At 62.9% G+C, this 23,354-nt stretch carries 21 protein-coding genes; 7 read left to right on the plus strand and 14 right to left on the minus strand.

Annotated elements, in window-relative coordinates; all coding sequences use genetic code 11:
• Positions 1-427 precede the first annotated feature (427 nt).
• From HYG81_RS41300 to HYG81_RS41310, 3 genes are all read left to right on the plus strand, one after another.
• A complete protein-coding gene (locus HYG81_RS41300) occupies positions 428-1,069 on the plus strand; it encodes a dienelactone hydrolase family protein (RefSeq protein WP_226778361.1) in 642 nt (213 codons plus the stop codon).
• Positions 1,070-1,205: 136 nt separating this feature from the next.
• Positions 1,206-1,475: a hypothetical protein gene (locus tag HYG81_RS41305; RefSeq protein ID WP_226778388.1), complete on the plus strand. Its 270-nt coding sequence runs from the start codon at positions 1,206-1,208 to the stop codon at positions 1,473-1,475.
• A 1,092-nt stretch (positions 1,476-2,567) separates the two neighbouring features.
• Complete coding sequence (locus HYG81_RS41310; protein WP_226778362.1) at positions 2,568-3,707, plus strand: tyrosine-type recombinase/integrase; 1,140 nt, start codon at positions 2,568-2,570, stop codon at positions 3,705-3,707.
• Positions 3,708-3,972: 265 nt separating this feature from the next.
• Here the strand turns inward: HYG81_RS41310 and HYG81_RS41315 are convergent, their stop codons facing one another.
• From HYG81_RS41315 to HYG81_RS41350, 8 genes are all read right to left on the minus strand, one after another.
• Entirely contained in the window at positions 3,973-4,734 is a 762-nt protein-coding gene (locus HYG81_RS41315) for an IclR family transcriptional regulator (protein WP_226778363.1), read from the minus strand.
• Between the two features lie 392 nt (positions 4,735-5,126).
• On the minus strand, positions 5,127-6,752 hold the full coding sequence (locus HYG81_RS41320; protein ID WP_226778364.1) for a long-chain-fatty-acid--CoA ligase: 1,626 nt from the start codon (positions 6,750-6,752) through the stop codon (positions 5,127-5,129).
• Positions 6,749-7,273, minus strand: coding sequence for a Zn-ribbon domain-containing OB-fold protein (locus HYG81_RS41325; RefSeq protein ID WP_226778365.1), 525 nt, complete (start codon positions 7,271-7,273; stop codon positions 6,749-6,751). Before HYG81_RS41325 ends, HYG81_RS41320 begins: the two co-directional genes overlap by 4 nt.
• A complete protein-coding gene (locus tag HYG81_RS41330; protein WP_226778366.1) occupies positions 7,270-8,469 on the minus strand; it encodes a thiolase C-terminal domain-containing protein in 1,200 nt (399 codons plus the stop codon). The genes HYG81_RS41325 and HYG81_RS41330 overlap by 4 nt, the downstream gene beginning before the upstream one ends.
• Before the next feature lie 2 nt (positions 8,470-8,471).
• Positions 8,472-10,418, minus strand: a complete 1,947-nt coding sequence (locus HYG81_RS41335; protein ID WP_226778367.1) for a 3-hydroxyacyl-CoA dehydrogenase/enoyl-CoA hydratase family protein — start codon at positions 10,416-10,418, stop codon at positions 8,472-8,474.
• Between the two features lie 128 nt (positions 10,419-10,546).
• Complete coding sequence (locus tag HYG81_RS41340; RefSeq protein WP_226778368.1) at positions 10,547-11,944, minus strand: SLC13 family permease; 1,398 nt, start codon at positions 11,942-11,944, stop codon at positions 10,547-10,549.
• 57 nt (positions 11,945-12,001) lie between these two features.
• Entirely contained in the window at positions 12,002-13,339 is a 1,338-nt protein-coding gene (locus HYG81_RS41345) for a CoA-binding protein (RefSeq protein WP_226778369.1), read from the minus strand.
• Positions 13,340-13,437: 98 nt separating this feature from the next.
• Entirely contained in the window at positions 13,438-13,605 is a 168-nt protein-coding gene (locus HYG81_RS41350) for a hypothetical protein (RefSeq protein WP_226778370.1), read from the minus strand.
• Between HYG81_RS41350 and HYG81_RS41355 the strand changes: the two genes are divergently transcribed.
• A complete protein-coding gene (locus HYG81_RS41355) occupies positions 13,604-14,005 on the plus strand; it encodes an acyl-CoA thioesterase (protein ID WP_226778371.1) in 402 nt (133 codons plus the stop codon). The genes HYG81_RS41350 and HYG81_RS41355 overlap by 2 nt on opposite strands.
• Positions 14,006-14,056: 51 nt before the next feature.
• Here the strand turns inward: HYG81_RS41355 and HYG81_RS41360 are convergent, their stop codons facing one another.
• Together HYG81_RS41360 and HYG81_RS41365 are read right to left on the minus strand one after the other, a co-directional pair.
• The gene (locus HYG81_RS41360) at positions 14,057-14,812 is read right to left on the minus strand and encodes an ABC transporter ATP-binding protein (RefSeq protein WP_226778372.1); all 756 of its coding nucleotides are present in this window, start codon (positions 14,810-14,812) and stop codon (positions 14,057-14,059) included.
• Between the two features lie 150 nt (positions 14,813-14,962).
• Entirely contained in the window at positions 14,963-15,193 is a 231-nt protein-coding gene (locus tag HYG81_RS41365; RefSeq protein ID WP_226778373.1) for a hypothetical protein, read from the minus strand.
• Between the two features lie 327 nt (positions 15,194-15,520).
• On the opposite strand from HYG81_RS41365, the gene HYG81_RS41370 reads away from it, so the two are divergent.
• Positions 15,521-15,844, plus strand: coding sequence for a hypothetical protein (locus HYG81_RS41370; RefSeq protein ID WP_226778374.1), 324 nt, complete (start codon positions 15,521-15,523; stop codon positions 15,842-15,844).
• 227 nt (positions 15,845-16,071) lie between these two features.
• Here HYG81_RS41370 and HYG81_RS41375 read toward each other — a convergent pair whose 3' ends face one another.
• Positions 16,072-17,307 (minus strand): FAD-dependent monooxygenase, encoded by a 1,236-nt coding sequence (locus HYG81_RS41375; protein ID WP_226778375.1) that lies wholly within the window; start codon positions 17,305-17,307, stop codon positions 16,072-16,074.
• Positions 17,308-17,516: 209 nt separating this feature from the next.
• Between HYG81_RS41375 and HYG81_RS41380 the strand changes: the two genes are divergently transcribed.
• Entirely contained in the window at positions 17,517-18,221 is a 705-nt protein-coding gene (locus tag HYG81_RS41380) for an ABC transporter ATP-binding protein (protein WP_226778376.1), read from the plus strand.
• 136 nt (positions 18,222-18,357) lie between these two features.
• Here HYG81_RS41380 and HYG81_RS41385 read toward each other — a convergent pair whose 3' ends face one another.
• Genes HYG81_RS41385 through HYG81_RS41395 form a run of 3 tightly spaced genes read right to left on the minus strand, consistent with a single transcriptional unit; the run spans position 18,358 to position 21,461 of the window.
• Positions 18,358-19,401 carry a branched-chain amino acid ABC transporter permease gene (locus HYG81_RS41385; protein ID WP_226778377.1) on the minus strand — a complete coding sequence of 348 codons (1,044 nt, stop codon included), beginning with the start codon at positions 19,399-19,401 and terminating at the stop codon, positions 18,358-18,360.
• On the minus strand, positions 19,401-20,282 hold the full coding sequence (locus HYG81_RS41390) for a branched-chain amino acid ABC transporter permease (RefSeq protein ID WP_226778378.1): 882 nt from the start codon (positions 20,280-20,282) through the stop codon (positions 19,401-19,403). The genes HYG81_RS41385 and HYG81_RS41390 overlap by 1 nt, the downstream gene beginning before the upstream one ends.
• A 33-nt stretch (positions 20,283-20,315) precedes the next feature.
• A complete protein-coding gene (locus HYG81_RS41395) occupies positions 20,316-21,461 on the minus strand; it encodes an ABC transporter substrate-binding protein (protein ID WP_226778389.1) in 1,146 nt (381 codons plus the stop codon).
• Between the two features lie 362 nt (positions 21,462-21,823).
• On the opposite strand from HYG81_RS41395, the gene HYG81_RS41405 reads away from it, so the two are divergent.
• Entirely contained in the window at positions 21,824-23,308 is a 1,485-nt protein-coding gene (locus HYG81_RS41405; protein WP_226778379.1) for an aldehyde dehydrogenase family protein, read from the plus strand.
• Positions 23,309-23,354: the final 46 nt, after the last annotated feature.

Raw genomic sequence — 23,354 nt, forward strand, 5'->3', positions numbered from 1 at the left:
GATAGTTCAGAATTAATCCCAATAATTAGTAAGTCTGTTTCACTTGGGGCGTCACCTTATTTCATTATTCTAACAAATATGAAAATCATACTATTCTACTGTTAGATCTTCTGTGAGAGCTTACATGCGCTGGTGAAGAACTCATCTTCATTCATATTCTAAGTACCCTCGCTATGTTTAGTCCCGAGTCAGCCAGTTCCCAGTCCCGCAATGAGCCAATCGATACCTCTGAACAGCGCTCCATGGCCGGTTCCGAGTGCGAATTATGTGAGTCACGGCAACAGGCCACGCGGAAGTATGGAATGAGCGTGTGTCGAACCTGCGACCGAGAGCTGTTGCCTTGACGGACACCAAATGAGATGCAGTACTGTCGGACAAAAGTCAACATCCCCCAACAGTAAACCGTATACGCGATGCACTGCCGTACATGGCGACTGACGGATCACATACCGTGACCGAGATCCCGGTTAAAGACGTAGCTCTCGAGGGGGAGCTGTCGGTTCCGAGCGAATCAACTGGCCTGGTCCTCTTCGCTCACGGGAGTGGGAGCAGCAGACATAGTCCGCGAAATAATTTCGTCGCGGAGACGCTGCGCGAGCACGGCCTCGGGACACTCTTGTTCGACCTGCTCACCGAAGCCGAAGATCAGGACCGAGAGAACCGATTTGACATTCCACTGCTAACGGATCGACTCGTTGAAACGACCGAATGGGTCCGCGACCGACCGGAGACGAGTGACCACTCGATCGGCTACTTCGGTGCCAGTACGGGAGCTGCAGCCGCCCTCCGCGGGGCCGCACAACTAATGACAGAAATTGACGCAGTAGTCTCACGCGGCGGGCGGGTTGACATGGCAATCGAGTCCGTCGACGTGACTGCGCCAACGTTACTCATCGTCGGTGGTGAGGACGACTCGGTACTTGAGCTGAACCGGGAGGTCCATGATGCACTCTCCTCCGAGAAAGATCTCCGGGTCGTAGACGGCGCAGGCCACCTCTTTGAGGGACCCGGTGAACTCGAGGCGGTCGCCGATCACGCGGCCGATTGGTTCACAGGACACCTCGAGTGACATCCTGACGCCAGCCCGCAACGCCACTGAACAGCGTCGGCTCGACGAGACGATGACCGCCGACGAAACGGGATCGAACTGGGACGACGCACATTCAAGGTCGAGATTTAGGCCCAGTGACGAGGTTCTGCCGATTATGGCCGAAACTCCAGACGTCGACGGCGTGGAAACGGAAGATGAGTACATTCACGTTCGGTTTCGTGATCCCGACCGATACGACGAGATCCGAACCCCCGACTGGGCGGACGATCCGGCGGAGTCGGTCTCCGAGGGCAGTGAGGTGCGCACCGGCAAAGTCGAGGGCAGCGACGACTGGGAGGTCACAAGTATATTGATCAAAAAGAACGTCGGCGAGGAGAATGCCGAGGAGCAAGCACTCGAAATCATCGAGAAGATCGAATCGTAGTACGCAGGCCAATTCTCTTGAGGTCTGGTGGTGAGTCATCGACTATGGACGTTACTGTGGCTGAGCGTGTCATAGAAGGGTTCACATGGTCTATTGAATCAGATCTAACGGATTGAAACCGTCGTGCACTTAGTGCACGCTGTTCTTAGCTTGTTTTACTATGGCCAAAAAGAAGTTCGGAATCGCTGTTGACGAAGAAATCGTACAAGAAGTGGACGAACTGGTCGCTGAGTGTGACGATCTCGGAGCGTTCATCCAAACCGAGTCAGATCACGCCCAACAAGTGAGAGAGATCATAATACGGAAACGAAAGAGTACTCTCTAACTTATTTTGTAGTCCGTATACCTAGTGCATCGTATTCTAAGCTAATAACGCCCTATAAATATAAGAAGTATGACTATAGTGTGGTAACCGTTCTATGACACCCTCGTGGCTATCAAATCATGAATTGAACTGAGAGAGTACGCAAACGAGACCGTTGACAAGAAGACGAAGCACGCGATTTTCAAGACAGGTCGTCTCGCTCCGAGCGGGAAAACCTCCAGCACTGGCGTTCTGATTGACAACGAGGGCGACCTCGAGGAACTGGCAGATAACTCGCCGACCGCTGGCTGGAATATATCTCTATTAGCTAAGAAGACGTGACGCTGGTTTCGGATCAACCCGACATGAAACGGAGGTGACTACGCGATACTACCAATTCTGCACTGCTAGTGCCCCGAAAATGACGACAGACGATTAGATTTGCGGGAGTTTGCCCTGAAATATGACTTTGAAAACCCAGAGGGGGCGCCGAGTTGCTAGTTACCGAAGCGTGGAGAACTCAACTGACAGACCACGCATTTTAGCCGTTGCTACCACTCCATAGCCTCACTATTCGGCCACCAGTTTCTATATATCACGATATAGTTTATCAAATTGAGATCCCCACTGTTACTGGCGTCAGCTGTCTGAGAACGGACGAACGAGGGGGATAGGCCATTACACTTGATTAGTTGAATAATCAAGTGTGGTTTTATGAGGGTCCATCCCCTCTACGAATCACGAACGATGGTACTCAGCACGAACACGGCTCTCGAGGGGAACAGAGCGTGAATTCCGAATCGATACCGGTTGCCGAGCCACTCGAGGAGTTCCTCCGGTCGAAATCGAAGGGCAGCGAGGGCAGCGGGAACTACCAGCGAAATCTCGAGCGCTGTGTTGAGGACTTCCTCGCATGGCTCGAGACGGATCCTCACTCTATCGACACCTTCGACGAGTTGACCGAACGAACGTTCCGACGGTACGCCAGAGAACTCACGGGACGAGAGCTCGCACCGGGAACGGTTCAGACGTACTACGCACACGTGAGCGCCTACATCGGCTGGTGCGTTCGCGAAGGACTCCTCGAAGCGAACTACGCTCAGCGCAACGTCGCGAAGGAACCGCTGCCCGAAACCGATGGTCGACGGTCGGGGGATCAACAGGCCTGGACCGATGAACATCGAACGCTGATCACACGGTACGTCGACGAGCGGGCACACGATGCTGCTGACGAGAAAGGGCTCGATGCAATCCAGGAGTTTCGAGACCGAGCGCTCGTCTACGTCCTCTGCTACTCCGGCGTTCGTGGTGGTGAGATTGTCGCGGATCCAAAGGACGATCGTCGGAACGGCCTCAAATGGGGCGACGTCTCCCTCGCGGATCAAAAGATGACCGTACTCGCGAAAAAACAGAACTGGTCCGATAGATCGCTGACGAAACAAGTGATAAATCCTATGTCGCGATATGAAGGTTTGCTCGATCCCGCCGGGGATGACTGGCCGGTCTTCCCGACGTTCCACCTCCCGACGCTTTACGAAACGCTTCGAACGGGACTCCGGGAAGAATACGGGTGGTCATCGGACGAGGTCGAGAAGTTCATCGACGAGCTTACCGGCCAACCCAACGTTTTCGGCGCCCTCCGTGAATACGAGTTGGCGCCTTCCTCGATCAACACGGACGGTGCTCGCCGAATCATGCGACGACTGTGCGAGGGAGCCGGGGTTGATCTCGACGATAAACACGGATATCTCGCACTGCACGGTGGCCGCCGCGGTGCTGGTGAAGTGATGGTCCGACAGCGCGGCTTCACTGCTGCTGCTCGTCTCCTTGATAACAGTGAAGAAGTGGTTCGGAAATCTTACTCACATATCGAAGCAAAAGAGATGGCCGAGGACGCGGGCAATGCGTTTGCCGAACACGATACTTAACATCCTCTCTGCGCTAAAGCGCGAGGATTCTCCACATTGGGAGTTCGGTTACCGACTACGGAAACAACGTGCGGTACTGTTAGTTTAGTACGAGTCTTGTGATCGAGTAACCGGATTGAGAAGTTCGTGACCGTTCTCATGCTGGTTACCGAAAACCTCCGTGCCTAGGATTCCTAGAAAATCCGTGAGTCCACCCTCGAACTCTCTTTAGGGTGACAGGGGTTCGATTGCTCGAGAGCGGGGCGAACCAGCCGGCTCCGGACGCTTACGGTCCGTACCGGTGCTTGATCGTGATCGAATCGATCGTCTCCTGTAACTTCTGGAGGAGCGTCCGCTGGTAGCTGTCGTTCCTGATCCGACCCGTCGGGCTGACGATGCCGATAGCACCGTCCAGTCGGCCGTCAACGAGGATGGGTGCGGCGATGAGTCCCATTCCGGTGACCTGCTGGTTCCAGTCCACGGCGTACCCTCGCTCTCGAATCTCGTCCAGCTCCGCCCGTAACGTACCCTCGTCGGTGATCGTCTCGTCGGTCACCTGCGCCAATCCCCGCGTTTCAATGATCTCGTCGGTTCGCTCGTCTGGGAGGTGCGCGAGAATCACCTTTCCCGTTGCGTTTGTGTGCAGCGGTATCGTCATTCCAGAGTAAATGCCCAACTCGAGCGAGCGCTCGCCGAACGTCTTGTGCAGGATCACCGCCTGTCCTGATTGCTCGACCGCTAGCGACACGAGCTCGCCGGTCTGTTCGGCGAGGTCCTTCAGGAACTCCTCTGACACTTGGAAGAGGCCGTTTCGGTGCTTGATCTGGGAACCGGTCTTGAGGAACCGGTAGCTGAGCCGATACTCGCCGCCGTCGTTGATGACGTACCCCGTCTCCGCGAGCGTACGGAGGTACGCGTGCGCGGTACTCTTCGGGATGTCTAGCAGCGCAGCGAGCTCGGACGGTCCCGCGCCGTTGACCTCCCCCAGGGTCTCGAGGACGGTGAACGCTCTGAGGACCGACGACATCGTGGACGTTCCCCCGGTCATATCCGTACGTTCGACTGCTCGCCGATAAATCGTTCGGTTATATTGGACGAAAATCGCTCATCCGTGCTCCTCCTCGATCCGAAGCGCTATTGGGAACGGGCGCGCGGAAAAAATCTCGTCCACTCCCGTCCACTAGTGTTGAACGGAATCGGCGAAATGCCGGCAGTTCCAGCAGGATAATTACAACAGTAGGGGTGTAAATTCACTCGCCTCAAGCGACGCCCCGCTGTCGTTTCGACTCGGGGAATGGGAAGACAAAGCCGCGCGTCCATGAATAATGGACAGTCCAAGAAAGGAGATCCTTCGGGGTGGCATCGTCGAACGAGTACGAATCAGAAAGCGCATCGAGAAACGCACGGCAGACGAGAGGCGGTCAAAATCGGGCCCTCGAGCTACTCCTCGAGCGGCAACGAGCCGTACTCGTCGACGAACTCGTCGCGCAGAACCTTCTTGTCGAACTTCCCGGTCGTCGTCTTCGGGATCGACTCGCAGAAGAAGATCTCGTTAGGGAGCCACCACTTCGGGAACCGTTCAAGGAGATGCTCGCGGAGTTCGTCGGCGGAAACCTCGTCCGCCGAGGCCACGACGTAAGCGACCGGACGCTCCTCCCACTTCGGGTGTTCGACGCTGATCACCGTCGCCTCCACGACGGCGTCGTAGGCCATGAGTTCGTTCTCGAGTTCGAGCGAGGAGATCCACTCCCCCCCGCTCTTGATGACGTCGTCGAGGCGGTCGACGACCTCGAGGTAGCCGTACTCGTCGATGGTTCCGACGTCGCCGGACTTGAACCAGCCGTCCTCCGTGAACGAAGCCTCGGTCTCCTCGGGGCGAGCGTAGTACTCGTCGATGAGCCACGGTGACCGAGCCTGGATCTCGCCGGTCGACTCCCCATCGTGGGGGACCGGGTCGCCGCTCGTGTCCCGTAGTCGAATCTGTACGCCGGGCGCTGGGATGCCGGGTTTCATCTGCTGCTGGTAGCGCTCGCTCTCGGGGAGGTCGGCGACCTCGGTCGTCGTCATCGTATTGACGAGGTGAGGAGCCGCCTCGGTCATCCCGTACCCCTGGTGGATCGGCGCGTCGATCTCCTTGTCGAACTTCTCCATGAGCCACTCCGGCGGCGATGTGCCGCCGATGAGCACTCGATCCAGGCTCTCGAGCTCGACGTCGTCGCGCTCGTCGTAGAACTCCGCCATCTCGAGCCAGACTGTCGTCACCGCCGCCGTGACGGTCACCTCCTCGCGGTCGATGAATTTGGCGATTGCCTCGGCGTCGGTCTTGGGGCCTGGCAGGATCAGCTTCGAACCGGACATCGTCGCGGAGTAGGGAAGCCCCCAGCCATTGACGTGGTACATCGGGACCACGGGCATCACAGCGTCGTTCTCGCCGATCTCGAAGACGTCGACGTGGCCGTGCGTGAGCGTGTGGAGGTAGAGGTCCCGGTGGGAGTAAGCCGCCCCCTTCGGCAGTCCCGTCGTCCCGGAGGTGTAGCAGATCCCCGCCTCGTCGTCCTCGTTGAGGTCGGGCCAGTCGTAGTCGGTATCCTGGCCCGCCAGCAGGTCTTCGTAGGCGCAGACAGGCTCGAGATCCGTTTCGGGCACCTCGTCGTCGAGGATCACGTAGTGTTCGACGGTCTCAAACTCGTCGGCGACGCGCTCGACGGTCTCGACGAACTCGGGGTCAACGAAGACAACCTCGTCCTTGGCCTCGTTGACGATCTCGACGAGGTGCTCGTCCGGGAGCATGTGGTTAGTCATGTGGATGCTCCGGCCGCTGCAGGCGGGACCGAAGTACAGTTCGTAGTGACGGTAGTGGTTGATCGCCATCACCGACACGCGCGAGCCGGCGTCGACGCCGAGCTCGTCGAGGGCGTTCGCCAGCTGCCCGATCCGGTCGTAGGCGTCGTCGTACGTGTACCGGTGGGTCGTTCCGTCGGGCAGTTCCGAGACGATCTCCTTATGGCCGAACAGGCCAGTAGCCCGTTCGAGCATGACCTGCAGTGTGAGTTCGTAGTGCTTCATTGCGTGTCACCCTCGTCGACATCAGCCGGCTCGAACCGGTAAAAAACCCGATCTTCGTCGGTAGGACCGTCGATCTCGACGATCTTCAGCGAGACCGGGTCCCCGATCTCGAGGTCGCCGTAGGAGGCGTCGTCGATCCGCGCCGACAGTTTGACGGGACCGAGGTCGACGACCCCGACGACGAACGGTACGTCGTGTTCGGCCAGCCCCATCGGGAGGCCGCCCCGCACTTCCGAGAACGCGAACAGTTCGCCCTCGTGGGGGAGATCCACGTACTCGAGGTCGTCGCCCGTACACTCGGGGCAGACGATGCGGGGCGGGTAGTGGGTTGCGTCGCAGTCGGTACACTGTGTCGTGGTCAACCGGCCGTCCCGGAGGTTGTCGTAGAACTCATGGATCTTCGTGTGGTCGTCGGTCTGGAGCTCGTAGAAATCGAGCAATCGCGGCAGCTCGATCTCCTTTGGCACCGAGACGCGGTCGCGCTCTCCCTCTCCGCCGTTCGAATCTGTCGTATCGCTCATCGTGGATCCCTCGCGAGGGTCATGACGCTGTGGACCGACCCGCTGCCGCTGAGGTTGTGGATCAGGCCGGTCTCCGGGTCCTCTACCTGTCTCTCGCTCGATACCTCGCCCTGGAACTGCTGGGTAACCTCCAGCGCCTGCGAGACGCCGGTCGCGCCCAGCGGGTGGCCACAGCCCAGCAGGCCGCCCCGCGGGTTGACCGCCACGTCGCCGTCGATGTGGCTGCGACCGTCCTCGATGAACTGGCCGCCCTCGCCGCGCTCGCAGAAGCCCAGTTCCTCGTACTCGATGATCTCGCTGATCGAGAAGCAGTCGTGGATCTCCGCGATATCGATCTCCTCGAGGGGATCCTCGATTCCCGCCTGATCGTAGGCGTTCTGCGACGCTTTCCGGGCCTGAGGCCAGCCGGAAAACGAGGGCAGGTTGTTAATCGAGTTGCCCGCCATTGAGGACTGGCCGCTGCCCGTGATCCAGGCCGCGGTGTCGGTGACCTCGCGAGCCTTCTCTTCGCTCATCAGGATCACGCCCGCGGCGCCGTCGGTGATCCCGCTGCAGTCGAAGAGATGGAGCGGCGGCGCGATTTCGGGCGACTCGAGGATGTCCGCTGGGTCGATCTCCTTTCGGAACTGGGCGAAGTCGGTCTTGGCGGCGTTGCTCTTGTTCTTGGCCGCGACCAGCGAGAGTTGCTCGCGGGTCGTCCCGTACTCGTGCATGTGTCGCTGGGCGTACCACGCGAAAAACGGCGGCGCGGCCAGCCCGTTGACGCCATCGAACTCCCGATCGAGGACGTTCGCCATCGACCCCTGCATCTCGGGGACGTAATCGCGGCCGAGGTTCATCTTCTCGACGCCGAGCACGAGCGCGGTGTCGAGTTGGCCTGCGGCGATCGCCAGCCACGCGTAGCGCAACGCGGCCTGCCCGCTCGCACAGGCCAGTTCGGTCCGGGCGGTCATCTCGGTGACCTCGATGCCGAGCAGTTCCGCCACCATCGGGGCAACGTGAGACTGGTAGGCGAACCGTTCGGGCTGGACCGTGCCGACGAACAGCCCCTCGATGTCATCCGGACCGACGTCGGGGACGGCGTCGAACGTGGCCTTCCCGCCCTCCTGGGCGAGATCCTTCCAGGTCGCGTTGCGCTCGCCCCAGTCCGCGTGACCGCCGCCGACGATCGCGACGTTTCGCGTCGTAGCGCTCACGATCACTCACCCTCGAACTGCGGTTCGCGGTTCCGTCTGAACGCCGTCACGCCCTCGAGCATGTCGTCGGTCGTCGCCAGTACCGCGAAGGACTGTTTTTCCATCGCCAGTGCCGCCTTGAGACTGGCGTCCTGGCCGTCGTTGATGACGCGTTTGGCCGCCTTGAGCGCGACTGGGGGGCCCGAGACGAGGTCGTCGACGAGCTCGCTGACGCGGTCCTCAAACGCCTCGTCGTCGACAGCGTGGTTGACGATGCCCCACTCCTCGGCCTGGGCGGCGTCGAACTGCATTCCGCGGAACACCATCTCCTTGGTTCGACCCTCGCCGATCAGGCGGACGAGTCGCTGGGTCGCGCCGCCGCCGGGAATCACGCCGAGGTTCGTTTCGGGAGTACCGATCGTCGAGTCCTCGGTTGCGATGCGGATGTCACAGGCCAACGCGAGTTCGATGCCGGCACCGAGACAAAAGCCGTCGATCTTCGCGACTGTCGGACGGGGGAAGTCGTAGACGGTCTGGAACATCTCGTCGACATCCATGATTTTGGCGGGGTCATCGGCCGTGAAGCCGGTGATGTCGGCGCCCGAACTGAACGCGCGGTCGCCGGCTCCCTCGAAAACGACGCAGGAGACCTCGTCGACGTCGACATCGTTCAGGAGCCGGTCGATCTCCATGAACATGTCGTCGGACATCGAGTTCATCCGCTCCTGACGGTCGAGTTCGACCTCGAGGACGCCGTCGTCGAGTTCCCAGTTGATGTAGTGGTACGGCGGTTCGACCCGGTAGTCGTAGAACCCCTTCCCGGCATCTTCGCCGGTCCATCCCTCCTCGACGAGTTCGACGAGGTAGTCGGTCGGCTCGTAGCGCTCCGCGTCGTACTCCGCGGAGAGTGCCTCGAGTTTCTCGAGAACGATATCGAGACCGATGCGGTCGCCGCGCCGACACATCCCCTCGGGGAAACTGCCGCCCAGCCGGAGACCGATGTCGATCTCCTCGGGCGTGGCGACGTCGTTGCCGACGAGCCAAGCGGCCTTGTTGATCATGACGGCTTCCGTTCGAAGGGTGTCGTAGCTGCCGGCGTCCTCGGGCTTGTAGTCGACGCCGTCACCGTCGTCGTAGTCGTAGAAGCCTTTGCCACTTTTCTTCCCGAGGTGGTCGTTCTCGACTTTTTCCTCGACGACCGGCGGAACCGGCTGGTCGGACTCGGAACGGAAGTGATAGCCGATGTCGATGCCGCCGAAGTCGTTGAGTTCGAACGGCCCCATCGGATACCCCCGTTCGTAGACCATCGCGGCGTCGGCCTCCCGGATCGTGGTTTCGTCGTTCGAGAGCATCCACGCGGCCTCCTCCATGAACGGGACGAGGACGGTGTTGACGACGAAGCCGTGGACATCCTTGCGGACGTAGATCGGCGTCTTGTCGACCGATTCGACCCACTCGTAGGCGGCCTCGGCCGTCTCGTCGCTCGTCGCCTCGCCGTAGGTAACCTCGACGAGGTCCATCTTCACCGGCGGATTGAAGAAGTGGAGTCCGACGACTTGGTCCGGTCGATCTGTCGCCGATGCGATATCGGAAATCGAGAGGCTCGAGGTGTTCGATGCGAGAATCGCGTGGTCGGGGGCGTACTCGTCGACCGACGAGAACGTGTCCTCCTTGATCTCGAGTTGCTCGGGAACGGCCTCGATGACGAGGTCGGCGTCGGAGACCGCATCGGCGAGGTCCGTTGTCGTCCCGATTCGCCCGAGAACTTCGTCGGCGGACTCGTCGATTCGTCCCTTCTCCTCGAGTTTCTCGAGGCTCCACTCGATGTTCTCGTAGCCCTCGGTCACGATCTCCTCGTCGATGTCCCGGATGGTCACGTCGTACCCGCCGATCGCGGCGAGTTCCGCGATACCGTGTCCCATGCTACCAGCACCCAGCACTGCTACGCGCTCTACAGTGTCATTTGTCATCAAGAATCTGTGCGTGATTGAATACTATATATCTTTGGTGAAGCGTCGATCGCGCCCCCACCGTCGGATTGCGACTTGAGGCGCGATCGCGGGTTCACTCGAGATTCGAGGACGGGTCCCCTCGGGGATCAGTAGAGGAGATCGAACAGACCGAACTGGAGGGGGAGCAACAAGAGGATGGTGGCAACGGAGCAGGCGACCGTCGTCCGGATCACTTCCCGGGTCTCGACATCGCCCTCCGCAAGGATGACGATGAGCACCGCCGACTGGTACGGGAAGAAGTACGAACTCAGGGCCATCACCTCGGCCATCAGGACCGGCGTGAACGGGAGGCCCGCTGCCTCCGCGTACGGGATCAGGATCGGCGTGAGGACGCTCGCGACGGCCAACCCCTCCATCAGGAACGCCAGCGCGAACGTGACGAAGAAGACGCACGCGAGGATCACCGCGAGCGGCGCGTCGGTCGGGATGAAGTCGAGGAGGTACGTGGCCGCCTCGTCCGTGAACCCGGTCTCGGTGAGCCCGTCGCCGATCGCGAACACGGCCGCGATGAAAAAGAGGATGGAGAAGTCGACCTCGCCCCCGATCCCGTCGAAGTCGACGACGCCGATTCCCGGCAGGAACGCGAGGACGACCACGACGACGGCGCCGATCACCGGGTGGAAGCCGTGGGCGAAGTCGGTCGCCCAGATCAACGCCCCGACGAGCAGGAAACCAAGCATTCGTCGCTCGACGCTGCCGATCCCGGCGCCGTCTGTCTCGGGCATGTCGACGCTCGAGTCGGGCGACGGCCGGAAGAGGAGATAGACGACGGTCACGACGAGCAGGACGCGAGTGATGCCCATGATCGGGTACATATGGACCCACCAGTCGGACCACGAGATAGTGTGCCCGGCAAGCGACTCCCCGAACCCGGTGATGATGATGTTCGGGAGGTCGGCGGTCAGGATACCCGCGGAGCCGTAGAAGGTCGCGAACAGCGGTCCGAGGTAGATCCCGGTGCGGGCTTCCCGGGAGTCGAAGAGCGATCCGGTCTCCCGGAGGATCGGCGCCACCACGAGGATGCGCACGAGCGCGGAGGGGACGAACAGCGCGAGGGCGTGGGCGCCGAGCGAGAGCGCGAGGAGCAGCCGACGGTACGTCCGGATGGGATCGGACCGAACCGACTCCGAAACGCTCCTGACCGCGATCCACTGACCCGCCGCAGTCGCGAGTCCGCTGCGCCGGGTCGCCTCGCCCATTAGCAACCCGAAGCCGATGAGCCACGTCGCCGGCTTTTGGAAGCCCGAGAGCGCCAGGTCCGTCGATGTCGTGACGGCGATCAGCCCGATGCCGATCAGCCCCGTATACGAGGGCGGGACGGGCGTCAGGATCCAGAGGACGACACAGAAGAGCGTGATCGCGAGGATCGTCGCCGCCGCGGTCGATCCCGAGCCGAGCGTCCACGTTGCGAGGCCGACGATCGCCGCAAGGGAGAACGCCAACGGCGGCGATCTGAGCGCCTCGATCGCGTCCGAACGAGTCATTGCTGCATACCTCTCAGTACAGCGGTATAACTGTCGCGGGTGTCGAGCCCGCGGCAACTACTCCTCCCCGGAGATCGACTCGATCAGCGCTGCCACGGCCTGCGCCCCGCGTTCGGGCGTGTCGAACGTCGGAATACCAAGGGTCTCCATCTGCTCGCGCTCCTCCTGCAGGGCCTCGTGCGGCCCGGCCACCGTAAAGAGGATCGGCTTGTCGACCTCCTCGGAGAGCGCCTCGAGTTCGTCGACCGGGTACCCCAGCGAGTCCTCGTAAATCTCGTAGACCAGCACGATGTCGACGTTCTCGTCGCGCGCGACGGCGTCGACGACGTCGCCGAACTCGGGCATCGGTCGACCCGTGTCCACGGGGTTCTCCGCGTACGTGATCCCCTCGAGGAGGTCGTCGACCCGTTCTCGCGTCCTCTCGGTGAGGTCCGGGAAGGTGGCACCCGCGTCCTCGAGGTAGTCATTGACGATGATCCCCGGTCCCGCCTGCGCGGTGACGACGCCGACGTTCGGGCCGTCGGGCGTCGGCGCGTTCGCGAGCACCCGGCCGGCGTCGAGCAGTTCGGTCGTCGAGGAGACCGTCGCCAGGCCCGGCCGGTCGAACGCCTCCTCGTACATCGCATCGTCCTGCGACGGGGCCGCGGTGTGAGCCTGCGCAAAGTCGGGGTCGGCCCGTTCGCCCACCTTGTACGCGACGATCGGGGTGTCGGCCTCCTCGCAAACCGCGAGGAGCCTGTCGACGTCCTCCGTGCCCTCGACGTGGAGGACGACCGCCTCGGTACGGGGATCCTCGTCGAGAACGGGGATCACGTCCGCAAACTCCGTGTTCACCCGGTTGCCGAGGCCGAACATCGACGAGACACCGTACCCCTCCCGCGTCAGGTGGAACGAGAGGGAAATTGCGACGCCGGCGCTCTGGGCCACGATGCCGACGTTACCGGTCTCGACCTCGCGGATTCGGGGGACGAACGACCCGTAGAGGTCCGAGTGTGGGATCGCGTACCCGGCCGTGTTCGGGCCGAGGACGGTGATGTCGTACTCGTCGGCGATTCGTTCGATATCGTCCTGGAGTTCCCGACCCTCGCCGCCCATCTCGGCGAAGCCGCCGGCGAAGATTACCGCGGCGCCGACGCCCGCCTCGCCGCACTCCTCGAGGACCGTCGGCTGCAGGTGGCGGGGGACGCAACACAGCGCCAGGTCGGCGTCGGTCTCGGCGACCGAGTCAACGAATTCGTAGCCATAGACGGTCCCCGAACTCGAGGGGTTTACGGGGTAGATCTCGCCGTCGTAAGCCTCGACGTTGGACATCGCGTCGTTTCCGAGTTTGCCCGGCGTCGCCGACGCGCCGATGACGGCGATCCCGTCCGGATCGAAGAGGTCGGATAGGCTCATACCGCGATACACCGAGCGTTGTACCATAAATTCCGTGGATCTCTCGGACTCGACCTCGGGCTCGGCCTCCGGCACCCGGTCCGCGAGGAGGCCGACGGTCAACTCGCGGCCACGCGCATCGGCCCGTTCGCGTCCCGCGGCGGTTGGAGGATCGCTTCGGCCATACTGGCGCCGATCAGCGTTACCTCAGTCGAATCCAGGAGATCGTCCCAGTCGTTCGCCGCGGTTTTTATAACCCCTGGCCGGATCTCTACGGGACGAAGCATGAGTTTCACGCACGTATGGACCGTCCGCTTTTCGGACACGGACCCGTTCGGCATCGCACACTACCCCCGCATGATCGACGCGATCCACGAGACGTCGGACGTGTTCATGGAAGACGTCGGCGTCCCCTACTGGGAGTTGACCGAGGAACGCGGCCTGGGTCTGCCACTCGTTTCGATGGACTTCGACTTCACGGGACAGGTTCGCGGCGGCGATCGGGTTGAGATCGAACTGATACCGGAGGTCGGGGAGTCGAGCGTCCGGTTCGACTACGTCGCGACCCACGACGGGGAGGTCGTCTTCGAGGGCACGGAGTATCGAGTCTGCGTCCCCGTCGACGGCGACGACAGCGTTCCCGTTCCCGACGACCTCAGAACGGCCCTCGAGAGCACCGCTGAGTGAGGAAAATCGCGGCGGGCGGCGAACCGGGCCGGTGACGCAGGCGCGAGTCCGTCAGTCGCCCGCGACGGGGCCGGTCGCGTCGTGGTCCCGACCGGCTGACGTCCCGAGATAGGCCTCGATGACGCGCTGGTTGTTCTGGATCTCCTCGGGCGACCCCCGCGCGATGAGCTGCCCGTTGTCGAGCACGAACACCCGCTCGCTCACGGACATCAGCGCTCGCATCACGTGGTCGATGAGGAAGATCGTCTTGCCGCTCTCCTTGATGTCGCCGATGAGGTCGACGATCGCCTCCGTTTCGTCGGTGTCCAGGCCGCCCGCGACCTCGTCGAACAGCATCACGTCCGGATCCGTCGCGAGCACGCGCGCGATCTCGAGTCGCTTGAGCGCGCCGACGCTCAATTCGTCGGGTTCCGTGTGCGCCAGGTGGTCGAGGCCGACGAACTCGAGGGACTCGTATGCTTTCTCCCGCGGATCGTCGACGTCGCGGCCGCCGAACTCGGCGCCGACGGTCGCGTTCTCGAGCAGAGTCATGTGTTCGAACGGACGGACGATCTGGTGGGTCTTGACGAGCCCCCGGTGACAGATATCGTGGGAATCCTTGCCCGTGATCTCATCGCCGTCGAGGAAGACGTGGCCCTCCGTGGGTTCGTGGACGCCGGTGATCAGGCGAAACAGCGTGGACTTGCCGGCCCCGTTCGGACCGATGAGACCGACCGATTCTCCCCGGTCGATCGAGAACGAGACGTCGTCAACGGCGAGGACTCCCCCGAAACTTTTCGTCAGATTCTCTCCTTCGAGTAGCGCCATTTTGCGAGGTGTTGACTATCCACTCGCATAAACTTACCCCTCGCACGTCGGCCCGGTTAGGCTCCGTTCGCCCGAACACAGATCCGACCGTTGATCGTCGCCTCCGCGCGTCATGCCTCCGAGGAGGGCCTTGCCGGCCGGTGAATGCTTCTACCCGGCGAGGCAGATCAGATCGGAGTCATGCTCCGCCGCGTGGCGGCGGATCTCTTTCACCGAATCGCCGCTACGCGCTTCCAGCTGGAACTCGAGACCGCGCTCGGCCAACCGCTCCTCGACGAATTTCGCCGAGACGAGTCTGTGAACCGAGTCACCCGCCGGATTGTCGGTGAATACGTGCAGCACCCGGACGAGCACCGCCCGTCCGACCGGATGCTCCGCCATCGCTCGAACTTGCGGATCGGGCCCGCGATTCGCTCTCGTCGACGGCGGACGCAAATCGGTTCCCCTCGCACCGACTGTTGTCCCACGCGCCGTACGCGTTCGTCGTCATTTCGCTTCGACAGACGCTTCCAGACTCCGAGAGCGTGATCTCGAACAGTAGATTTTCCGCCAACGATAGGCGGGTACCCGCAATGATTCGGCCGGCTGGTGGCATCATTCTAGCGAATTTTCGCTCCGACGGCTCGGGCGCATCCGATCCGGCGCGTCGACGCGGCAATCGGCGCGTGGATGAGATGGATTTACATGGTATCGGCGACGAATGCTGGCATGGCACTGGAAACGGACCTCGAAGCGGTCGCAACGCAACGCGAGGACGTCCCGGACGCGGGGGACGTCTACGACGCGGACGAGGAGATACCGATCACCGACGTGTTCGACGACGCCTTCGTGCGCGAACACACCGAGTTCGACTCGTTCGACGAGATGGTCGCAGCGAGTCCCAGCGACACCGACTCCGCCGCCGATCTCGAGATGGTTCCCCACGGCGAGTGGGACGAGTTCGTCGCCGAGACGACGGACTTCGCCGACGAGGAGGAGCTGGTGATGGCCGCTCGAGACCACTGGGTCGCGAAGCGGCTGGACCTGTACTGACGGATCGATCGCCCTTTTTGCGGGTCGGACTTCCGGCGCCGGTTCGGATTCCGATTTCGGACTCCGCACTTCGCACGTCGCGTACCGATACGGATCCGTCACGATCGAGTCGACGCAAGCTGGCCCCACCGCTCGTCGAGCGTACCCCTCGACGACGGGAGAATCGAACCGGTCTGGTCGACGAGAAACGAAGGAAAAGAGGTAATTGCCGACTCGCTCCGCTCGAGTCAGTAGTTCCCGGTCGAGACGATCGGCGGGGTTCCGTGGGGGCCGTACGGCGCGTCGTCGAGCCACTCGCCCGCCGTCTCGAAGGAGTCGGCCATCTCGGCGGCGACCTCCTTTCGCAACACCGTCACTGGATCGTCGCCCTGGAGGTACTCGAGGGCCTGTCCGGCCGCGCCGATGTTGTACTCGGCGGCTGTCTCGCGGCGCGCGGCGAACAGTTCGACCTCGTCGCGGGCGACGGCCTCCGTCTTCGCGTCGATCGCGACCGCGATCGCCGAGGCGGCCTCGTCGGCGTCGGCGATGCCGGAGTTCATGCCGCGGGCGCCGAACGGTGCGAGCAGGTGGGCCGCCTCGCCAGCCAGCAGGACGCGGCGGTGTTCGTCGACGAACGAGTCCGCCTTCACCTGAAGGAACCGGTAGGACGACGCCCACGTCACGTTGTCCTCGTAGCGCTCGCCCATGACGTCGCGGACGAAGTCGCGCATCCGCTCGTCGCCGATGAGTTCTTCGGGATCGTCGTCCTCGTAACACTGGATGTCGAGGCGCCAGCCACCGGTGAACGGGACGAGAAGCACGTTCCGCCCGTCTGCCTCGGGCGCGTCGTAGTGGAACATCCGCTCGAGGCCGGGGTGTTCGTCGTCGACCTCCTCGTCCTCGACGTCCGCGATGATGAAGTGGTTTGCCGACTGGTCGCCCTCGAAGTCGACGCCGATCTCGCTGCGGACGGTTGACCCGCCGCCGTCGGCGCCGACGAGGTACTCGCACTTCCACTCGCGGCCGTCCGCTGTCTCGACGCGGACGCCCTCAGTCGAGGAGTCGACGGTTTCGACCGCCGACTCCCAGTGGACCTCGATCCCGGCCTCGGCGAGCGCCGCGAGCATGTACTGCTCCGTGACGACCTGAGGAACACTCGTGAAATGAGGGATGTCGCCCCTGCCGCCGGGCGAGTCGTACGTCCGGTTGAAGACCTCCTTCCCCCGGTAGAGGGTGCGTCGCGTCGGCCAGATGAGCCCCTCGTCGACGAGGTCGGTCCCCAGTCCCGGATGGAGTCGCTCAAGCGTGCGCAGTGTCGATCCGTGGACGTAGATGGCGCGACTCCCCGACCGGTCCCGGTCCTCGGGTTCGGCCTCGAGGACGGTCGTCTCCACCCCACGCGCGTTCAGTGCCAGTGCTGCCGTCATGCCAACCGGGCCAGCGCCGGCTATCAGTACCGGAGCCTCCGCCGTTTCACCGCTCATGGACGTGACAATGCAGTACGTTCTCATAGTAGTTGTGGTCCGCTGGAGGCCGATTTCGGCCCGGATCTGTTCGTACACCGGCTGTGGTCGCTCGCTCGATCCGGCGGTGACCGTCGGATCGAGGTTCGACGTCGGCCCTCCAGCGAACCCGACGCCACGAACCGGGGGGGCACCTTTTTATTCCTGTACTGAGAGATTCACGGCACACAATGACACTGCTCGAAGTCGACTCGATCGACGTCGCGTACGGCAACGTTCAGGTGATCTGGGACGTGAGCTTCGACGTGGCGGAGGGGGAAACGGTCGCGCTACTCGGCGCGAACGGAGTGGGAAAGACCACGATCCTGAAGACGATCTGCGGTCCGCTGACGCCCCGGAAGGGTGAGGTACGCTACGACGGCGAATCGATCGGCGACCTAGACCAGGACGAGGTCGTCCCAAAGGGGATCGTCCACGTTCCCGAGGGTCGCGAAATCTTCACAGAGAGCACTGTCGAGGAGAACCTCCGCCTGGGCGCGTTCACGAATCCCGAGGGGAAGGACGAGCGGTTCTCGTTCGTCTACGATGTCTTCCCCCGACTCGAGGAACGAAAGGACCAGCGGGCGGGGACCCTCTCCGGCGGCGAGCAGCAGATGCTGGCGATCGGCCGAGGTCTGATGAGCGATCCGGACATGATCCTGCTCGACGAGGCGAGTCTCGGCCTTGCACCGGTGCTCGTCGACGACGTGTTCGAGGCGATCGAGGAGATTACGGACCGCGGGACGACTGTCCTCATCGTCGAGCAGGACGTCAACAACGCGCTCCGGATCGCTGACAGGGGGTACGTCCTCGAGTCGGGACGGATTTCGATGTCGGGTGACAGCGACGAACTCGCGTCGAACGACGAGGTCGCGGCGACGTACCTCGGCGGGTAATCGCCAGCGTCGGCTCTTTTTCGCGTCCTCACGTCGATTTCGCGCACCGCTCCGGAAGCGTCTCGCTCGTCGTGCGGGACGCGTCTCGAGTGGATCGATCGGAGAAGGAACGAGTGAGCGGTTCGAAGAGCGGGCGTCAGTCGGTCGCCGATTCGTCGGGGGTCGGGACGGTGTCGTTCGGCGGGTCTTCCTCCGACGTATCGCCGGTTCGGCTAGTGATGAGCCCGTAGATCCCCTTCGGCATGTAGAGCATGAAGAGGATGATGAGGAGCCCCTCGATCGCCGTCGAGTAGCCGCTCGCCACCTCGCCGAGGACCCAGTCGAGCCCGACGAACAGCCCGGCTCCCAGGATCGGGCCGGTGATCGTCCCCATTCCACCGAGGACGACGACCACGAGCGCTTCGACCATCCAGTGGAGGCCGAGCACGTCCGCGGGATTGAGGTATCCCGTGTACTGGGCGTAGAGTCCGCCCGCCATCCCGGCCATGCCCGACGCGATGCTGAACGCGACCAGCTTGTACTTGAGCGGATTGATGCCGAGACTGCTGGCCGCCGTCTCGTCGTCGTGGATCGCTCGCATCGCCAGACCCCACCGACTCGTGACGACGTAGTAGGAGACGATCACTGTAACGACCGTCACGGCCAGGGTCAGGAGGAACAGCTGTTGGTACTCGGCGGAGCCCGAGTCGACGAAGTAGCCGCTCGAGCCCCCGGAGACGCTGCGCTCGTTCGACAGGATCAACTCGATGATCGCGGCGAGTGCGAGCGTCCCGATCGCGAAATAATGGCCCGTCAGGCGGAACATGACCGGTCCGACGACGAGCGCGAGGAGACCCGCGACGAGCGCGCCGCCGAGGACGGCGACGATCACCGGTGACTGGATCCACTCGGGGAAGCCGGCTCGCGTCGGCGTCGTCAGCCAAGCGGAGACGTACGCGCCGAACCCGAAGAACGCGACGTGACCCAGGGAGATCTGGCCGGCGTAGCCGCCGATGATGTCCCAGGAGACGCCGAGGATCACGAAGACGAGCACGGTGAAGAAGACCTGAGTGAGCCACCGCTCGGTGACGAACGGTATCGTCGCGAACGCCAGCACGATGCCGACCGCGATCACTACTCGACGGCGGTTACCGAGCATCGCCCGGATGAAGCTCCCGCGGTCGCGTTCGGAGCCCACCATCACTCCCCACCTCCCGAGCTGCCGAACAGTCCCTGGGGTCGCACCAGGAGGACGAGGAGGAAGATGCTGTAGCTGATCAGGTCACGGTAGCCGCCGCCGACGAAGAGCACGCCGACGTTCTCCGAGACGCCGAGGAGTAACCCGCCGACGAGCGTCCCGATGACGCTCCCCACGCCTCCGAGGACGACCACTGCGAACGCTTTCAGCAGGTACGACCAGCCCGCGTACGGTGTGAAGGGGAAGAGGATCGACAGCAGCGCGCCGGCCGCGCCCGCCAGCGCCGTCCCGAGGCCGAGCGTGATGATGTAGATCTTCCCGGTATCGATGCCCATGTACTGGGCCGCGTCGGTGTTCTGGGCGGTCGCCCGGATCGCAAGGCCCGTCGTCGTGTACTTGAGGAACGCCCAGACCGCGACGATCAGGGCGACCGAGACGACGAACGTGACGACCCGCGGAAACGACAGGACGGCGGGTCCGACGGGAATACTCGAGCCCGGAATGCCGATGCTGGCTCGCTGTGGCTCGCTACCGAGGACGATCCGGCCGACGCTCTCGAGGACGAGCGCGAGCCCGAAGAGGACGATGATCGGCTGTTCCATCCCCTTGTCGACAACGCGCTCTAACAGTACCCGCTGGAGGAACACTCCGAATCCGAACAGCAGGGCGGCCGCGAGCAGCATGCCCAGGAGCGGGGTGATCCCGGTGGCGGCGAACAGGAGGATGCCGACGTACGCGCCGACCATGAGCATGTGCCCGTGGGCGAGGTTGACGACGTCCATGATGCCGAACACGAGCGAGAGGCCGAGCGCGGCGACGGCGTAGATCCCTCCGATGAGGAGTCCGTTTAACAGCGATTCGAACGCGAGTTCTGGTGAAACCATATATAGTGGTGAGCGTGAGTTGGAGACCGAGCGTTATCGCTCGCTCCAGGACGGAATCGGATATTGGAGGTTGGTGGCTCGATCGTCGTCGGTCTCCGGGTAGACGGTGTGCTGGTTGCCGTCCACCCACTGGCCGGTCGGGGCCGTCAACTCGCCTTCGGCGGGCAGGCCGTTCTCCTCGAAGCTGAACGAGCCGATGACCGTCTCGAAGGTCTCCGACTGGAGCGCCCCCTGGACGTCCGACGGATCGGGCGAGTCCGCGGCGTCGAGCGCTTGGGCGGTTACCTGCGCGACGTTGTACCCGCCGCCGACCGCCGTGCGGATGTACTCGCCCTCCTCGAGCTCGTGCTCGTCAACGTACGCCTCCCACATCTCTTCGTTCCCGTTACCGGTCAGGCCGGGCACCCAGCCCGGACACATGCAGACGTACTCGCCGCTGTCGCCGAGCGCGTTCCACCAGTCCTGGGGGTCGGCGGCGCGGACGAACTTTGTGAGGGTCGGCGAGAAGTCGCGTTCCTCCATCTGCTCGATCATCGTGATTCCGTCCGGCGGCGTCGGCACCGACAGGAGGACCTCGACGTTCCGGTTGTCCGACTGGGAGATCATCGTCGAGAAGTCACTCGCGCCGTACTCGTACTGCTCCCGGAGGACGATGTCGTAGCCCGCGTCGCTGAGGGTCTCTTCCCAGGAGTCCGACTGCTCTTCGCCCCAGTCGGAGTTTGGCTCCCAGATACCGACGTTGGTCGGCCGGTCGCCCTCGGGGATGGTCTCTAAGAGGCCCTGCGTCGACCGCGCGACGTCCCTCGACTTCGGGAACGCCGCGTAGGTCCACTCGTAGTTCTCGTTTCGGTGCGGCGCCTCCTGTGCGAAGTAAGCGGCGACGAACGGGATCCCTTCGTCCTCCGCGACGCTGCTGCCCGCGGTCACGAGTTCGCTCGAGAAGCTCCCCCAGATCACGTCGGCGTCATCGGCCATCTTCCGGAGGTTCTCGATGACGACGCTCGGGTCGCTCTCGTCGTTCTCGACCAGCAGCTCCACCTCCTGGTCGAGCGTCTCTTCGATGTGTGCGACGCCGAGGTTGTATCCCTGTTCTATCTCCTCGGCCATCGAAGAGAACGCGCCGTCCTGCGGGATCGTCGTCGCGATTGTAATGTCAGCACTGCTCTCGTCGCTACCCAACAATGTACAGCCGGCCAACGTAGCCGCCCCTGCAATCGCACCGGTCGTTTTTAAATACGAACGCCTACTTCGGCTACTGGTAAGATTCCCCATGGCGTGGTTTGTCAAATGAAACACGACCATATTAAATGGTATGGTTTATATCTGACACTTGTCGGCGGAGTGTCGAATTCGGCGGACGCGTAGACCGAGCGGGAACGACACTGACTCGGCCTATAACTCGAAGGTCCGTGGGAAGCGCACCTGAATCAGCGGTTCCGTGCCAGTTCGGTCGGCTCTCGCCGACTGCTCGTCCTCAACACGGTGGTGACACACATGTCACCATACGACTTTGTATGCAGAACACGAACGGTCAGGCGATCATGCCAGATATGATATCGCCGACGGCGGACTGGAACGCACTGTACATCGGTGGCGAATGGATTGACGGAGACGGCGACACGATCCCAATCACGGACCCGTCGACACGGGAGGTGTTCTCCGAGGTTCCCGCAGCCTCAGAGTCGGACGTTGACGACGCCTACGAGGCGGCGGCCGCCGCCCAGGCCGAGTGGAGGGACCAACCTCCCGCAGCCCGCCAGGAAGTTATCCAACAGTTCATCGAGGCACTGCATGAGTACGAGGAGGAGATCATCGAACTGCTCACGCACGAGGCCGGCGGGACGGCCGGCTACGGCCACACGTCCCACCATCTCGCCGCCGACCAGGCGGGCGAGGCGGCGACGCTGCCACGGCGGATGAAGGGCGAACACGCCCCGTCGAACATCCCCGGGAAGGAACACCTCGTAAAGCGAGAGCCGAAAGGCGTCGTCACGGTCATCTCGCCGTGGAACTTCCCGCTGAACCTCTCGGCGCGGGCGGTGCTGCCCGCCATCGCTGCCGGCAACGCCGTCGTGCTCAAGCCAGCGACAAACACGCCGATCAGCGGCGGCCTGCTGTTCGCGACGCTATTCGAGGAGACGGACCTCCCCGACGGCGTCCTCAACGTCGTCACCGGCCGCGGCTCCGAAATCGGCGACCGCGTGGCCGGCCACCCCGAGAGCGACGTGGTGGCGTTCACCGGCTCGACGGAAGTCGGTCGACGAGTCGCCGCCACGGCGGCCGAGAACCTCGCGACGCCCGCGATGGAACTAGGTGGTAACAACGCCCACGTCGTCACCGCCGACGCCGACCTCGAGCGCGCCGTCGACGGGGCGGTTTTCGGTTCGTTCATCCACCAGGGACAAGTCTGCATCTCGATCAACCGCCACGTCGTCCACGACGCTATCTACGACGACTACGTCACTCATCTCGTCGACCGGGCGGAGTCGCTCGTCGCGGGCAGCGCCCACGACGAGGTCCACCTCGGCCCCGTGATCGACGAGTCCCAGCGCGACCAGATGCTCGAATACGTCGAGGAGACGATCGACGCAGGTGCGACGCTCGAGACGGGCTGCGGAATCGTCGACCTCGACGGCGTTGAGGACTCGCTCGTCGTCGAGCCGACGGTGCTCTCCGACGTGACGAACGACATGGCCGCGGCGTGCAACGAGCACTTCGGTCCCATCGCGCCGGTGATCCCCTTCTCCGATATCGACGAGGCGATCGAGATCGCCAACGACACGGAGTTCGGCCTCTCCGGGTCGGTGCACGCGGGCGACCTCGAGATCGCGCGGTCAATCGCCGACCGCATGGAGACGGGGATGGTCCACATCGGCGACCAGCCCATCAACGACGAAGCTCACGTCCCGTTCAGCGGCACCGGTGCCTCCGGCATGGGTGGCTACAACACTGAAGAGTTCCTCCGCGAGGTGACCGAGACGAAGTGGATCTCGATCCAGCGCGAGCCGCGCGAGTACCCGCTCTGACCGCGCCGACCGGGTACCCGCGTCGAACCCCTTTTTCGAGGGCGCA

It is taken from the genome of Natrinema zhouii, assembly GCF_013456555.2.
Lineage (GTDB): Archaea > Halobacteriota > Halobacteria > Halobacteriales > Natrialbaceae > Natrinema > Natrinema zhouii.

What these genes read in the sequence shown, in the direction of transcription:
- HYG81_RS41375 (WP_226778375.1), bottom strand. Translation starts at nt 17,307, where the DNA reads ATGAGCGGTGAAACGGCGGAGGCTCCGGTACTGATAGCCGGCGCTGGC.
- HYG81_RS41300 (WP_226778361.1), top strand. Translation starts at nt 428, where the DNA reads ATGGCGACTGACGGATCACATACCGTGACCGAGATCCCGGTTAAAGAC.
- HYG81_RS41345 (WP_226778369.1), bottom strand. Translation starts at nt 13,339, where the DNA reads ATGAGCCTATCCGACCTCTTCGATCCGGACGGGATCGCCGTCATCGGC.
- HYG81_RS41360 (WP_226778372.1), bottom strand. Translation starts at nt 14,812, where the DNA reads ATGGCGCTACTCGAAGGAGAGAATCTGACGAAAAGTTTCGGGGGAGTC.
- HYG81_RS41380 (WP_226778376.1), top strand. Translation starts at nt 17,517, where the DNA reads ATGACACTGCTCGAAGTCGACTCGATCGACGTCGCGTACGGCAACGTT.
- HYG81_RS41350 (WP_226778370.1), bottom strand. Translation starts at nt 13,605, where the DNA reads ATGCTTCGTCCCGTAGAGATCCGGCCAGGGGTTATAAAAACCGCGGCG.
- HYG81_RS41340 (WP_226778368.1), bottom strand. Translation starts at nt 11,944, where the DNA reads ATGACTCGTTCGGACGCGATCGAGGCGCTCAGATCGCCGCCGTTGGCG.
- HYG81_RS41325 (WP_226778365.1), bottom strand. Translation starts at nt 7,273, where the DNA reads ATGAGCGATACGACAGATTCGAACGGCGGAGAGGGAGAGCGCGACCGC.
- HYG81_RS41390 (WP_226778378.1), bottom strand. Translation starts at nt 20,282, where the DNA reads ATGGTTTCACCAGAACTCGCGTTCGAATCGCTGTTAAACGGACTCCTC.
- HYG81_RS41305 (WP_226778388.1), top strand. Translation starts at nt 1,206, where the DNA reads ATGGCCGAAACTCCAGACGTCGACGGCGTGGAAACGGAAGATGAGTAC.
- HYG81_RS41320 (WP_226778364.1), bottom strand. Translation starts at nt 6,752, where the DNA reads ATGAAGCACTACGAACTCACACTGCAGGTCATGCTCGAACGGGCTACT.
- HYG81_RS41355 (WP_226778371.1), top strand. Translation starts at nt 13,604, where the DNA reads ATGAGTTTCACGCACGTATGGACCGTCCGCTTTTCGGACACGGACCCG.
- HYG81_RS41365 (WP_226778373.1), bottom strand. Translation starts at nt 15,193, where the DNA reads ATGGCGGAGCATCCGGTCGGACGGGCGGTGCTCGTCCGGGTGCTGCAC.
- HYG81_RS41335 (WP_226778367.1), bottom strand. Translation starts at nt 10,418, where the DNA reads ATGACAAATGACACTGTAGAGCGCGTAGCAGTGCTGGGTGCTGGTAGC.
- HYG81_RS41315 (WP_226778363.1), bottom strand. Translation starts at nt 4,734, where the DNA reads ATGACCGGGGGAACGTCCACGATGTCGTCGGTCCTCAGAGCGTTCACC.
- HYG81_RS41385 (WP_226778377.1), bottom strand. Translation starts at nt 19,401, where the DNA reads ATGGTGGGCTCCGAACGCGACCGCGGGAGCTTCATCCGGGCGATGCTC.
- HYG81_RS41405 (WP_226778379.1), top strand. Translation starts at nt 21,824, where the DNA reads ATGCCAGATATGATATCGCCGACGGCGGACTGGAACGCACTGTACATC.
- HYG81_RS41370 (WP_226778374.1), top strand. Translation starts at nt 15,521, where the DNA reads ATGGCACTGGAAACGGACCTCGAAGCGGTCGCAACGCAACGCGAGGAC.